General features: G+C 72.4%; 12 protein-coding genes. 5 read left to right on the forward strand and 7 right to left on the reverse strand.

All coding sequences use genetic code 11. The features are described 5' to 3' along the window. Positions 1-27: 27 nt before the first annotated feature. The gene (locus AB0P24_RS25515) at positions 28-1,134 is read left to right on the forward strand and encodes a DUF2510 domain-containing protein (RefSeq protein ID WP_365797719.1); all 1,107 of its coding nucleotides are present in this window, start codon (positions 28-30) and stop codon (positions 1,132-1,134) included. Positions 1,135-1,288: 154 nt separating this feature from the next. Here AB0P24_RS25515 and AB0P24_RS25520 read toward each other — a convergent pair whose 3' ends face one another. Further along, positions 1,289-1,903: a TetR/AcrR family transcriptional regulator C-terminal ligand-binding domain-containing protein gene (locus AB0P24_RS25520; RefSeq protein WP_365797721.1), complete on the reverse strand. Its 615-nt coding sequence runs from the start codon at positions 1,901-1,903 to the stop codon at positions 1,289-1,291. A gap of 272 nt (positions 1,904-2,175) precedes the next feature. Here AB0P24_RS25520 and AB0P24_RS25525 point away from each other — a divergent pair, with 272 nt between their 5' ends. After that, entirely contained in the window at positions 2,176-3,009 is an 834-nt protein-coding gene (locus AB0P24_RS25525) for a phosphatase PAP2 family protein (RefSeq protein WP_365797723.1), read from the forward strand. After that, positions 3,006-3,938: a hypothetical protein gene (locus AB0P24_RS25530; protein WP_365797725.1), complete on the forward strand. Its 933-nt coding sequence runs from the start codon at positions 3,006-3,008 to the stop codon at positions 3,936-3,938. Before AB0P24_RS25525 ends, AB0P24_RS25530 begins: the two co-directional genes overlap by 4 nt. A 115-nt stretch (positions 3,939-4,053) precedes the next feature. On the opposite strand, the gene AB0P24_RS25535 is transcribed toward AB0P24_RS25530, so the two are convergent. Next, positions 4,054-6,102 carry a phosphocholine-specific phospholipase C gene (locus AB0P24_RS25535; RefSeq protein WP_365797727.1) on the reverse strand — a complete coding sequence of 683 codons (2,049 nt, stop codon included), beginning with the start codon at positions 6,100-6,102 and terminating at the stop codon, positions 4,054-4,056. 408 nt (positions 6,103-6,510) lie between these two features. Here AB0P24_RS25535 and AB0P24_RS25540 point away from each other — a divergent pair, with 408 nt between their 5' ends. Further along, positions 6,511-6,774 carry a hypothetical protein gene (locus AB0P24_RS25540; protein ID WP_365797729.1) on the forward strand — a complete coding sequence of 88 codons (264 nt, stop codon included), beginning with the start codon at positions 6,511-6,513 and terminating at the stop codon, positions 6,772-6,774. A gap of 83 nt (positions 6,775-6,857) precedes the next feature. Here AB0P24_RS25540 and AB0P24_RS25545 read toward each other — a convergent pair whose 3' ends face one another. From AB0P24_RS25545 to AB0P24_RS25555, 3 genes are all read right to left on the reverse strand, one after another. Continuing rightward, the gene (locus AB0P24_RS25545) at positions 6,858-9,164 is read right to left on the reverse strand and encodes a catalase (protein ID WP_365797731.1); all 2,307 of its coding nucleotides are present in this window, start codon (positions 9,162-9,164) and stop codon (positions 6,858-6,860) included. Positions 9,165-9,245: 81 nt separating this feature from the next. After that, positions 9,246-9,617 carry a hypothetical protein gene (locus AB0P24_RS25550; RefSeq protein WP_365797733.1) on the reverse strand — a complete coding sequence of 124 codons (372 nt, stop codon included), beginning with the start codon at positions 9,615-9,617 and terminating at the stop codon, positions 9,246-9,248. Between the two features lie 14 nt (positions 9,618-9,631). Further along, positions 9,632-10,210: a PadR family transcriptional regulator gene (locus tag AB0P24_RS25555; protein WP_365797734.1), complete on the reverse strand. Its 579-nt coding sequence runs from the start codon at positions 10,208-10,210 to the stop codon at positions 9,632-9,634. Positions 10,211-10,273: 63 nt separating this feature from the next. Between AB0P24_RS25555 and AB0P24_RS25560 the strand changes: the two genes are divergently transcribed. After that, entirely contained in the window at positions 10,274-10,669 is a 396-nt protein-coding gene (locus AB0P24_RS25560; RefSeq protein WP_365797754.1) for a nuclear transport factor 2 family protein, read from the forward strand. Between the two features lie 225 nt (positions 10,670-10,894). Here AB0P24_RS25560 and AB0P24_RS25565 read toward each other — a convergent pair whose 3' ends face one another. Together AB0P24_RS25565 and AB0P24_RS25570 are read right to left on the reverse strand one after the other, a co-directional pair. Next, complete coding sequence (locus AB0P24_RS25565) at positions 10,895-11,497, reverse strand: hypothetical protein (RefSeq protein ID WP_365797736.1); 603 nt, start codon at positions 11,495-11,497, stop codon at positions 10,895-10,897. Positions 11,498-11,549: 52 nt separating this feature from the next. Then, a complete protein-coding gene (locus AB0P24_RS25570; protein ID WP_365797738.1) occupies positions 11,550-12,239 on the reverse strand; it encodes a CBS domain-containing protein in 690 nt (229 codons plus the stop codon). Positions 12,240-12,530 lie beyond the last annotated feature (291 nt).

A 12,530-nucleotide genomic window follows, 5' to 3' on the forward strand; every position in this document is an offset into this window, starting at 1 on the left:
TTCACCGATGCCTCATACGGTGGGGGCATGACGCAGGTGACTCCTCCCGGGTGGTATCCCGATCCCGGGCAGACAAGTGACGGTCCGGCGACCGAACGCTGGTGGGACGGCAAGGCCTGGACGGAGCGGACCCGGCCCGCCGGGTCGGCCGCGGACTGGGGTCCCCCGCCGCAGCCGCCGGCCGACGGGGCCGAGCAGGCCTTCCCGGCCGAGGGGGGTACCCCGGCATTCCCGGCGTACCCGGCCGACGGGTCCTACCCCGCGTACCCGGGTTATCCGGGGTACCCGGCGCCGCCCGCCCCCGCCAGGCGCGGACTGCGCACCGGCGTTGCCGTCGGTGTCGCCGTGGCGGTGCTGGCCGCCATCGGGGTGGGCGTGTGGGCGCTCACCGGCAACGGCGGCGACAACGGCGATCAGCAGGCCTCGCAGCAGGGCCCGGGCGGGTTCGGGCAGGGCGGCCCCGAAGGACAGAACGGCGGCCAGGGCGGCGGGCAGAACGGCGGCCAGGGCTTCCCGTTCGGCGGGTCGGGCGGCGGGGCGGGTTCCGGTGGCACCGACGGGGGCGTGTCGCCGTCGCCGGGCCAGTCCGAGGCGCCGAAGATCAAGGGCGGCGGCAGGGTGCCGGACCCGGTCAACGCCATCAGCGTCCCGGTGCCGGACGGCTGGACCGGGCAGACGATCAACTACGGCGCGAACATCAGCTCCGACGACTCCTACAAGTGCCCGGGCGACACCTCGCAGACCTGCACCGCCGGCGGCGCCTACTCGGCGCCCGCGGTGGTGCTGGGCACCAAGGGGGACACGGCCGAGGAGGTCGCCAAGGCGGACATCTCGGCCAACGCGGAGAAGTCGTACGGCGGCAGTACCTACGGCTCGATCACCTCGCACCAGGTGCTGGCCTCCAAGGCGGTCACCGTGGCCGGGCAGAAGGGGTACATGGTCCGCTGGAAGGCGATCACCAGCAAGGGCGCCGACGGCTACGTCGAGTCGCTGGCCTTCCCGTCGCCCGCGAACGCCCAGCAGATGGTCGTGGTCCGGTTCGGCGTCGACGTCGGTCAGAAGGAGTCGGTCATCGACACGATCACGAGCGGCATCAAGGTGTCCTCGGGCAGCGGCAACGGTTCGAACGTCTGACCTGCCCCGGTCCCCGGACAGCGGTCGGCCGGGTGGAGCGCCCCTCCGCTCAAAGGGGCACCCCACCCGGCCGGGGGGTGCGCGCCGCCCCCGTCCCCACGGTGCGGCGCGAGCAGGTCACCGTCCAGTCATCCCGTGGACGGCGGCCTGGGTCCTAGGTCAGTCCGAGTGCGGGCAGCGCGACGGCCTCCACGAAGCGGACGAGATAGTCGGCGTCGGCGTACTCGCCGGTGAGCACGGGCCGCACCCGCAGGACGCCGAACATCATGGCGGGCACGTAGTCCAGCGCGGGATGGCCCTCGGGCACCTCGCCGCGCAGGACACCGCGCTGCAGGATCTCCTGGAGTGCGGCGATCTCGGGTTCGACGAGTGCCTCGCGCAGTGCCTGCGCCAGTTCCTCGTCCGAGTGCACCGCGTGCCCCAGCGCGGCGAGCAGCTTGGTGTCCTTGCGGGACCAGTCGCCCGCGACCCGCGCCACCTCGCGCAGGTCCCCGGCGAGTGACCCGGTGTCGACGCCGGCGAAGCGCACCTCACGGTTGGCCCGCAGCGCGGCCGCGACGAACTGCGGTTTCGTCTTCCACTGCCGGTAGAGGGTGGACTTGCTGCACCGGGTACTGGCGGCGATCCCCTCCATGGAGACGGAGTCGTAGCCACACTCGCGGATCTTGTCGAGCACTGCGTCGAAGAACTCCCGCTCACGCTCCGGCGTGATCTTGGAGCGGCGCGAGGCTGCGACCGTCTCCGGTCCGTCCGCGTCCTGCGACGTCATGTGCTCTTCTCCTCACTCGCGCATCACTCGCGGATCGCTTCCGCCCCGCCCGCCGTACGGCCGTCACGGAAACCTACAACCAGTGTGGCCTACGTCTATCGATACGCCACTGTACCGGTACACAACCGTATCGGTACAGTCTCGTATCGGTACAGGCGCGTATCGGTACAGTACCGTATCGGTACAGTACCGTATCGGTACGCTTCCGTATCGAAGAGTTCGGGCCACCGCCCGGGACTCGCACAGCACCATCGTCAGTGAGGGGGCCTGGGATGAGATCCCAGTCCGAGCCGGCAGCGGCGGAGCCGGGCGCGATAGCCCGACCGCCGCTCGTCCGTGAGCTCCTGCTCGTCGCAGGACTCTTCCTCGTCTACAAGTTCGGGCGCCAACTGGCCACCGGCCACACCGCCGAGGCCCTGCACAACGCCCACCGGATCTGGGACCTGGAACGGACGCTGCACCTGCCCTCGGAAGTCGGCGTGCAGTCCGCACTGCTGCACGGCGACACCCTCGTCCACCTGGCCAACACCTACTACGCCACCGTTCATTTCCCGGCGACGCTGGCCTTCCTGGCCTGGCTCTACCTGCGGCGGCCCGCGCACTACGTCTGGGCCCGCCGGGTCCTCGCCGTGGTCACCGCGGCCGCCCTGGTGCTGCCCTTCACCTTCCCGCTGGCGCCGCCCCGGATGCTGGCCGCGACCGGCCTGGTCGACACCGCCCGCGTCTACGGCCCCTCCGTCTACGGCCCGCCCTCCAGCGACCACCTCTCCAACCAGTTCGCGGCGATGCCCTCCCTGCACTTCGGCTGGGCCCTGATGGTGGCGATCGGCCTGATCGTCGCCACCCGGTCCCGCTGGCGCCGGCTGTGGCTGCTGCACCCCGCGATCACCCTCCTCGTGATCGTCGGCACCGCCAACCACTACTGGCTGGACTCGGTCGCCGCCGCCGCGATGCTCGGCGCCGCCCTCGCCCTGATCCGCCCCCAGACCTCGTCCGGGGGGACCCCCACCCCGCTGCGCGCGCCGCACCACACGGCCACCACGGCCGGGCGCGGCACCCGGCACCTCGTCTCCGGGGAGCCCGCGCCGGTGGGGGCGGGCCGATGAGCACCGCGGCCCTCGTCGCCGTCGCGCTGTCGCTGGTCTCGGCCGTGGCCTACGCGGCCGCCGCCGTCGCCCAGGCGCGGCTCGCGTCGAGGACCTCCGCCACCGGTCTGCTGCGGCTGTTCGGCAGCGGCGCCTGGTGGGCGGCGGTGGGCCTGAACGCCGGCGCGGCCCTGCTGCACGTCGTCGCCCTCAAGTACGGCCCGCTGACCCTCGTACAGCCGCTCGGCGCACTCACCCTGGTCGCGGCCGTGCCGTTGGGCGCACGGGCGGCCGGCCGCCGGGTCACCGCCACGGAGTGGCGGGGCACCGCCCTGACCCTGCTCGGCCTCGGCGCCCTCCTGACCACGGCCTCGGGTCCGGCGCCGCACCAGGTGCTGAGCCTCACCCAGGCGCTCGCCGTGGCCGGTACGACGGCCGCCCTGATCGGTGTCCTCTCCCGCCCCGGCACCCGGCCTGGCCTCCGGCACGCCACCGCGTCCGGCTTCGCCTCGGGCGTCGCGTCCGCCCTCACCCAGACGGTGACGGTGGCGGCGACGGACCGTTCGGGGCCGGCCCTGAGCGCCGAGGTGATCGTGGTGGCCCTGCTGGTGGCCGCCTTCGCGGTGGGCGGCCTGCTGCTCTCCCAGACGGCCTACCGCGGCGGCCTGGGCGCCCCGCTGGCCCTGGTCACCCTCGCCAACCCCCTGGCGGCGGCGATCATCGGCCTGGCCCTGCTCGGCCAGGGACTGCAGGGCGGGGTCTGGGGCATCCTGCTCGCCCTGACGGGCGCCGGCCTGGCGTCCTGGGGCGTGGTCGTGCTCACCCGGGTGGCACCGCCGCCACCGGTCGTCGAACTGGACGACGAACACCCGGTGGCGGCAGTCCTGGCCCTGGACCCGGCACTGGTCCCCCGGCAGAAGGCGGAACCCGGTCAGCTGACGTCCCGGTAGCGCGCCTTCAGGGGCGCGGGGCGGTGGTCGGCATGCGGCTGCGCCGCGTGGGCGCGACCGGCCACCCACCCGCAGCCGCCGCACAACCGTTCCCCGCACCCCCTCGGGCGCACTCTCACACCGTGATGATCGCCGGGTCGCTGACTCCGGGCCGCCCGTTCTCGACATGCCCGGCGAACCGCCGCACATATCTCGCGTCGGCGTCGGAGGTGACCGTCAGGTCGTACCACCGCTCGCTGTGGTTGAGGTGCACGATGTGCTTCACGACGGCCCCGGCACGCACCGTGAACGTGCGCCCCCGGCCGCCGTACCCGTCGGCCACCTTCAGTTTCACCGTACCGCCGCCCTTGTTGGTGAAGGTCAGCTCGATGTCGTCGCCGTGCGGCCGGGCGGTGACCTCGGGCCCCGCCACCGTGCCGGAGCCCTGGAAGGTGCGCAGGAAGCCGTTCGGGCCGTGCACGGTCAGATCGTACGAGCCGCCCGAGTACACCGAGTTCCACGTGTCGGAGACGGACTTGCCGGCCTCGGTGGTGTAGCTCCAGGGACCGTCGGTGCGCTTGTCGGAGGTCACCAGGAAGGCCGCACCGGCCTGCGCGCCCGACGCGAAGGTGAGCGTGAACCTGCCGGCCGCCGGGTCCAGAGAACCGTCCACCACCGGGGCGTACTTGAGCGGCCGGGTGGGCCGCGAGCCGCGCTCCTGCCTGGGCAGCGACGGGTTCGCGGGCGGGGTGGGCACGTAGTCGGGGTGGCGGTTGCTGTCCGGCGGCCGGTAGCCGTCCGTGGACGGCAGCGCGACCGGCTTGACGTCCTTGCGGGAGAAGTCGAACGCGGAGGTCAGGTCGCCGCTGACGGTACGCCGCCAGGGCGAGATGTTGGGCTCGTGAACGCCGAAGCGGGCCTCCATGAACCGGATGATCGAGGTGTGGTCGAGCGTCTCGGAGCAGACGTAACCGCCCTTGCTCCACGGCGAGACGACGAGCATGGGGACGCGCTGGCCGAGGCCGTAGGCGCCGGCGGGGTGGCTCGCGTTGCCCTTGAAGAGGTCCAGGCTCGGGTCGACCGTGGACTTGCCCTGCGCCGCGGAGGACGGCGGGAACGGCGGGATCAGGTGGTCGAAGAAGCCGTCGTTCTCGTCGTAGGTGATGAACAGGGCCGTCTTCGCCCAGACGGCGGGGTCGGCGGTGAGCGCGTCGAGGACCTGGGAGACGTACCAGGCACCGTAGTTCGCGGGCCAGTTGGGGTGCTCGGTGAAGGCCTCGGGGGCGACCACCCAGGAGATCTGCGGGAGTTCGCCGGCCTTGACGTCGGCCTTCAGCCGGTCGAAGAAGCCCTCGCCCCTGGTCGCGTCGGTGCCGGTGCGGGCCTTGTCGTACAGGGGGTCGCCGGGCTGGGCGTTCTGGTACTGCTTGAAGTAGAGCAGCGAGTTGTCGCCGTAGTTGCCGCGGTAGGCGTCCTGGATCCAGCCCCAGCCGCCGGCCGCGTCCAGGCCGTCGCCGACGTCCTGGTAGACCTTCCAGGAGACGCCGGCCTTCTCCAGGCGCTCCGGGTACGTCGTCCAGCTGTAGCCGGCCTCGTCGTTGCCGAGGACCGGACCGCCGCCCTGGCCGTCGTTGCCGGTGTACCCCGTCCACATGTAGTAGCGGTTCGGGTCGGTGGAGCCCATGAACGAGCAGTGGTAGGCGTCGCAGACGGTGAAGGCGTCGGCGAGCGCGTAGTGGAACGGTATGTCGTCCCGGTTCAGGTACGCCATGGTCGTGGTGCCCTTGGCCGGCACCCACTTGTCGTACTTACCGCCGTTGACGGCGGTGTGCGTGTCGTTCCAGCCGTGCGGGAGGTCCTGGATGAAGGCGAGACCCAGGTCGTCGGCGTCCGGGTGGAAGGGCAGGACGTCCTTGGTGCCGTCCGACTGCTTCCAGACGGACTTGTTGCCCTGGGTGACCGGACGCGGGTCCCCGAAGCCGCGGACGCCGCTGAGGGTGCCGAAGTAGTGGTCGAACGACCGGTTCTCCTGCATCAGGACGACGATGTGCTCGACGTCCTCGATCGACCCCGTGCGGTGGTTCGCGGGCAGCGCGGCGGCGCGCTGGATACTGCTGGACAGCGCGGTGAACGCCGTTGTGGCGCCCGCGAGTTGTAGGAATCGGCGCCGATTGACTTCGGACATGGGGGAGCGACCTCTCATCCTGACGCACGGGATGGCCGGAACAGGGCGGATTGTGCGCGGTGCGAGTTTTCCAAGGTCATCGAACGTCAGGGAAGGGTCAGGTGGCGCCGATGTGAAAGTCGGCGGTACGTGGGGTGAGTAGCCGGTAGGCGGGAGGAGGAGGCGTGGCCGTCGCTGTCTCCGGAAACGGCTGGTGAGGGTGGGCGCGGCCACGGCGGCGACGGCGCTCAGCCGCGCGGCCCTTTTCGGCGGAAGGCGGTGCGCTTCGTCGGACGGCTCCGGTGCGTACGGCGAACGGCTCCGGGCCTACGGGCCGTTGACGCCGCCGACGGGGCGTTCGTACGACATGCGCCGCGGGGAGTTCCGGGCGCGACGGATCCGGCGGTCGATCCGGCGACGGTTCCGGCAGTGGATCCGGGTGCGCGGCCGTACGAGAGCCGGCCGGCACCTGGGGCGCGGGGGTCGCACGCACTCCACGCCGAGCGTGAGTTCCTGCGGGGTTACGCCTTCGCCGGGCCGGCCCAGGTCTCCGTGCAGAACCAGGAGCACACGGAGACGGTGACCGACGAGGACCACACCGACGGCATCCGGCCCAAGCCGGCCGGCGGCTCCTCGCCGGCCGGCGTCCGCGTCAAGGGCCCGGCCCGGTTACCCGGCGTGGCGGCCTGCTGACGGCCGCCGCCCTGCCCGGGCCCAGAACGGGTGCGCCCGGCCCCAGGACGGGGCCGGGCGCACAGGACGAGGCGGTCAGGGGTTCACACCTCGGCCGGGAAGCGTGCCCAGACCCGGTGCTCGCCCAGCAGGGCGACGACCTGTTGCAGCGTCGAGGTACCGCTGTCGCCGACGACCACGCCGGCCGCGTCGGCGGGCACACCGGCCGCTTCCAGGGCGGCCTCGGCGCCCTTCCAGCCGCCGATCGCCTTGCCGTGCCGGAAGGTCTCGTTCAGCAGCAGGTCCACCCGCGGGTCATGGGTGGGCCCCTGTCCGTTCACCGTGCCCGCCTTGGCGTCCCGGGCGCCGTACGCGTCGGTGCCCAGCCCCGGTGTGCCGGCGACCAGGAGGGCGTCGAACTCCACGGACCGGGCGGTGGCGTAGGTGCGCTGCACCGGCACCGCACCGTCGCCGTTTCCGCCGGTGCCGTTGCCGCCGCTGCCGTTGAGCGTGCCGCCGGCCGGGGCGACGACCAGCGGCACCATGCCCGTCTGGACCACGGCCTCGCGCACGGCGTGCACGCCGTCGAGGTCGCCGTCCGGGCCGGTGACGATGCCGATGACCCGCCCGTCGGTGGGCCAGGTCCGCCCGACCTGGGACAGGGCGGGACTGGGCTCGACGTCGGCGAGCGGCACGGTCGGCTCCGGAGCGGGCAGCCCGAGACCGGCCGCGACCTGGGCGCACAGCTCCGGGTCGATGTTGGCGAGCACCTGGAGCCCGCGTTCCTTGACGGCCTGTTCGTAGCACTTGCCGAGTTCGAAGGTGTAGGCGCCGATGATGTGCTCGCGCTCCACCGGGCTCATGCTGAGCCAGAACCGGCGCGGCTGGCTGAAGTGGTCGGCGAAAGTCTCGGGCGGCTGCCGGGTCTTGTGGGACTCCGGTACCGGGACGGGCGTCTCGACGTACGCGCCGAGGTCGGCGCCCGGGGCGAACGGGCAGCCGCCGTCCAGGGAGTTGGGCCGGTAGGGGGCGACGCCCCGGTGCACGGCGGTCTGGTGCATGCCGTCGCGCAGCATGTCGTTGACGGGGGCGTGTGTCCGGTTGATCGGCAGCTGGGCGAAGTTGGGGCCGCCGAGGCGGGTGATCTGGGTGTCGAGATACGAGAAGAGGCGGCCGGCGAGCAGCGGGTCGTCGGTGATGTCGATGCCGGGGACGAGGTGGCCGACGTGGAAGGCGACCTGTTCCGTCTCGGCGAAGTAGTTGGACGGGTTGCGGTTGAGGGTGAGCAGCCCGATCGGCTGCACCGGGGCGAGTTCCTCGGGGACGAGGTTGGTGGGGTCGAGGAGGTCGATGCCCTCGAAGGTCTGGTCCGCGGTGTCGGGGAAGGTCTGGATGCCGAACTCCCACTGCGGGTAGGCGCCGGCCTCGATGGCGTCGGCCAGGTCCCGGCGGTGGAAGTCGGGGTCGACGCCGTTGGCGATCTGCGCTTCCTCCCAGACCAGGGAGTGCACGCCGAGCTTCGGCTTCCAGTGGAACTTCACCAGCGTGCTCGCGCCGTCGGCGTCGACCAGGCGGAAGGTGTGCACGCCGAAGCCCTCCATGGTGCGGTAGGACCGCGGGATGCCCCGGTCGGACATGTTCCACAGGGTGTGGTGGGTGGCCTCGGTGTGCAGGGTGACGAAGTCCCAGAAGGTGTCGTGGGCGCTCTGCGCCTGCGGGATCTCCCGGTCCGGGTGGGGTTTGCCGGCGTGGATGACGTCCGGGAACTTGATGGCGTCCTGGATGAAGAAGACCGGCATGTTGTTGCCGACCAGGTCGAAGACGCCCTCGGTGGTGTAGAACTTGGTCGCGAAACCGCGGGTGTCACGGACGGTGTCGGACGATCCCCTGGATCCCAGCACGGTGGAGAACCGCACGAAGACCGGGGTCTCGACCTCGGCGGCGAGGAACGCGGCCTTGGTGACCGTGGCGGCCGTGCCGTAGCTGCGGAAGACGCCGTGCGCGCCGGCGCCCCGCGCGTGCACCACGCGCTCCGGGATCCGTTCGTGGTCGAAGTGCATGACCTTCTCGCGCAGGTGGTGGTCCTGAAGGAGGACGGGGCCGCGCGGCCCCGCCTTGAGCGAGTGGTCGGTGTCGTGGCGGCGATGGCCCTGGGCGTCGGTCAGGTAGGGCTCCGCCTGCGCCGTCCGGGCCTGGTCGGCACCGGTCGGCTGCCCGGTCGGCGAGTAGGTGTCCGGGCCGCTCTGGTCCGGCTTCGGGGGCAGCGGGTCACGGGGCTCGGTCGGTTCCGCGACCGTGGGTGACTCGGGGCCGGGCTTGCCCGGAATCCCGTCGGCGGGTCCCGCGTGGTCGCCCCGGACGGTGTCGGCGACCTTGTCTGCCGCTCGCTTGAGGGGGTTGGTCTCGCCCATCGGTACCATTCCTTCGCATCTGGCGGGCCGCCGTGCCTCGCGGCCTGCTGTTCCCTACGCGCGGACACCCCCCTGAACCGGCTACGCCCGCGTACCCGGGCGGCCGCGGTCCAGGCACGGATTCCGCGATCGGATCACGCCGGTTCGGTGGTGGCCGGCGGCTCGGCGCCGTACCACGCGCAGCTCGCGCGGCGACGGGTCGGAGGCGTCCGGGATGAGGACGCCGTGGTCGGCGCCGCTGCGCAGGTGGTGGAGGACCTCGTCAGTGATCACCTCGCCGGGGGCGATCACGGGCACGCCCGGCGGACACGGGCTGATCATCTCGGCGGCGATCCGGGCCGCAGCCCGCTGTGCGCTGGTGGTGCCGAGCAGGTCCTCGCGCTGTTTCAGGACCTCGGGCGAGACCCGGTCGTACTGGAGGTGGAAGACCGAACTCTTTGGAGAGTCAGTCACTACTCTTTGGAGAGTCAATCACTTTGTTGACTACGGACCGCCGCCCGCTGTGCGAGTCTGCGCAGCACCAGGTCGCCCCACTGGAGGTTCTCGCGCTCGAAGGACATGCCGCGCAGCAGGGTGAGGTACGGACCGACGCGCTCGGCCTCGGCGAAGTACGCCTCCTCCGAGCGGCCGGCGAGCAGGCGCTGCCGGATCCGTTCGTAGCGGGCCAGTTTGGCGGTGGCCCACTCCATGCGCTCGGCGACGGCGGTGCGGACCGCGTCGAGGTCGCCGGCGTCCGCGCACTGCACCTTGACCAGCAGCTCGTCGCGGACCACGGACGGTCGCGCGGGGGGCTCTGCCGTATAGGCGCGTACGGCGTCGCGACCGGCCGGGGTGAGGGAGAAGAGCCGTTTGTTGGGGCGCCGCTCCTGCTCGACGACGCGGGCGGTGACCAGCCCGTCGGCCTCCATGCGCTCCAGTTCGCGGTAGAGCTGCTGGGGCGTCGCCGTCCAGAAGTTGGCGACCGTCGCGTCGAATCCCTTGGCGAGGTCGTATCCGGAGGCCTCGCCCTCCAGCAGGGCGGCCATCACCGCATTCCGCAGAGCCATGCGCGCACGCTAGCATGCACCTAGTCAACTTTTTGAATAGGTGAGGTGGACCCCGTGCGTGCTGTGCACCCCTTCCGCGAGGCCGTCGAGAACGGCGACATGGACGCCGTGGCCGCCCTGCTGGCCGACGACGTCGTCTTCACCAGCCCGGTGGCCTTCAAGCCGTATCCGGGCAAGGCGATCACGGCCGCGATCCTGCGCGCGGTGTCGCAGGTGTTCGAGGACTTCGCCTACGTGCGGGAGATCGCGAACCCGGACGGCCGCGACCACGCCTTCGTGTTCACGGCGACGGTCGCCGGTAAGAAGCTCCAGGGCTGCGACTTCCTGCACTTCGACGCGGACGGGAAGATCGACGAGTTCACGGTGATGGTGCGCCCGCTGTCGGCCGCGCAGGCGCTGTCCGAGGCGATGGGCGCCCGCTTCGAGCAGATCGCCCAGGAGGCCGCCGCCGCGCGGTGACCCCGGCCGGCCGCGGGACTCGGGGCAAGGCCGCTCCCTTCGACCGGCCGCGGGCGCTCGCCCGGAACGGAGGCCGGCACGGGAGGCGTGGGCCGGCTCGAGCTCTGCATGGCGGCGGCTGGGCGGCACCGCGTGGCTCACCCGTCGCCCGGACGCGGCAAACGCCGGGTACCGCGAACGCGGCCCTCCGAGCCACGCCACCCCACCGGGTACGGGTCCCTCACCTCATCCCTTGCCGCCGCTGAAGTTCCGCCACTGGGGCCCGATCCGCCGCCACTCCGCATCCCATTCGGCGAGGCGGCGGCGCATCAGCCGGCGGCGGACCACCCAGCCGCCGCCCCACACCGCGGTGGCGACGAGCGGGCTCACGAGGACGGCGGTCGCCAGGGACTGGCAGGTGACCTCGGCCTGGCTCGGGGGCGCTGAGACGGGCCGGTCATCGCGATCCACCCAGACCCGCACCTGGCTGCCCGTCCTGGCCGTGGGCAGGGCCTTGGCCAAACCGGTGCGGGTGGTTCCGTCCGGGTCCGTCCAGCGCACGGTGACCCACGACTTCCCCACGTCGTAGCCGGTGAGGACGCGTGAGCCGGCCGCCGCGTTCTCGGTCAGCCGGGCCGACACCGGATGGATGGCGGACCGTCGATCGGCGAAGCTCCGGTGCACGGCCGTGGCGGCCGCCCCTCCGGCGAGCAGCCCGCCGAGGAGGGCCACCGTCCAGACGGCGAGCACGATCCAGGCCTCCACCACGTCGCTGGGGCGGCGCAGCGGATTGCGCCGCCAGCGCCAGAGCGGTCTTCTGGCCACGGGTGGGCGACGCGTCCTGGTCATGGTCCGCCGCCTCCTTCCGGGATCCGGGACGTCCGGCCGCGAGCGGGCTGCCTCAGCCCGGTGGGACGTGCTCCGGGTCGGGAAGATCGGGGTCGAGGTCCGGCCGGCGGGGCGGCCCGGCGAGCGCGCAGTCCACGGCGACCACGCCGTCGACGCCCCGCACCCATCCGGCGGCCACCGGGATCAGCGCGGTGTCCGAGACGCGGCCGGTGAGGGTGACGACGCCGTCGCGGACCCGCACCCGCACCGGTGTGGCCGAGCCGGGGAAGAGGTGCGGGACGATGTCGCGCCGGATCTCCTCGGCGATGTCCTCGTCGTCCCGCAGGAACACCTTGAGCAGGTCGGCACGGCTCACGACGCCCCGCAGCAGGCCCTCCGCGTCGACCACCGGAAGCCGTTTGACGCCGTGCCGGGCCATCGTGCGCGCCGCCTCGGGCAGGGTGGCCTCGGGGTGGACGGTGACGGCGGGTACGGTCATCAGCTCCCCGGCGGTGACGGCCGCCGCCGCGCTGCGGTCGGCCTCGGGCAGACGGCCGACGACGTCACCACGGGCCTGCTCCTTGCGCAGCAGATCGGCCTCCGAGACGACTCCGACGACCCGGCCGTCGTCGTCGAGGACGGGGGCCGCGCTCACCTGCCACCGCTGCATGGCCTTCACGATGTCCTTGAACGGCGCGCCGTGGCGCAGGGCGAGGACCGTGTGGGTCATCACGTCGTTCACGATGTGCGGAGTGCCGGTCATGGCGACCTCCAGGGTTCGGCTGCCGTGGTCCGACACCCTCAGAATCCGTCATCCGGGCCCTGAGGGCATAGGCCGAACGGTCCCGTTTCCCGATCCAGGTCCGCTCCGGGCCGGGGCGCGCGTCGGGCGGCTCCGGTGATTCGACGCTACGGCTCCCTCACCGGCACCCGCCACACCAGCGTCGTACCACCCCCGGCACCCCCGGCACCCGCCGGGCAGTCCCACTCCAGCCGCCCACCGAGCTCCTCGGCCCGCTCCGCCATGTTGCGCAACCCACTGCGCCGCCCCTCA

It is taken from the genome of Streptomyces sp. NPDC086519 (assembly GCF_040686075.1).
In the GTDB taxonomy this organism is placed as follows: Bacteria; Actinomycetota; Actinomycetes; order Streptomycetales; family Streptomycetaceae; genus Streptomyces; species Streptomyces shenzhenensis.

What these genes read in the sequence shown, in the direction of transcription:
- AB0P24_RS25525 (WP_365797723.1), top strand. Translation starts at nt 2,176, where the DNA reads ATGAGATCCCAGTCCGAGCCGGCAGCGGCGGAGCCGGGCGCGATAGCC.
- AB0P24_RS25530 (WP_365797725.1), top strand. Translation starts at nt 3,006, where the DNA reads ATGAGCACCGCGGCCCTCGTCGCCGTCGCGCTGTCGCTGGTCTCGGCC.
- AB0P24_RS25565 (WP_365797736.1), bottom strand. Translation starts at nt 11,497, where the DNA reads ATGACCAGGACGCGTCGCCCACCCGTGGCCAGAAGACCGCTCTGGCGC.
- AB0P24_RS25515 (WP_365797719.1), top strand. Translation starts at nt 28, where the DNA reads ATGACGCAGGTGACTCCTCCCGGGTGGTATCCCGATCCCGGGCAGACA.
- AB0P24_RS25535 (WP_365797727.1), bottom strand. Translation starts at nt 6,102, where the DNA reads ATGTCCGAAGTCAATCGGCGCCGATTCCTACAACTCGCGGGCGCCACA.
- AB0P24_RS25520 (WP_365797721.1), bottom strand. Translation starts at nt 1,903, where the DNA reads ATGACGTCGCAGGACGCGGACGGACCGGAGACGGTCGCAGCCTCGCGC.
- AB0P24_RS25570 (WP_365797738.1), bottom strand. Translation starts at nt 12,239, where the DNA reads ATGACCGGCACTCCGCACATCGTGAACGACGTGATGACCCACACGGTC.
- AB0P24_RS25545 (WP_365797731.1), bottom strand. Translation starts at nt 9,164, where the DNA reads ATGGGCGAGACCAACCCCCTCAAGCGAGCGGCAGACAAGGTCGCCGAC.
- AB0P24_RS25555 (WP_365797734.1), bottom strand. Translation starts at nt 10,210, where the DNA reads ATGGCTCTGCGGAATGCGGTGATGGCCGCCCTGCTGGAGGGCGAGGCC.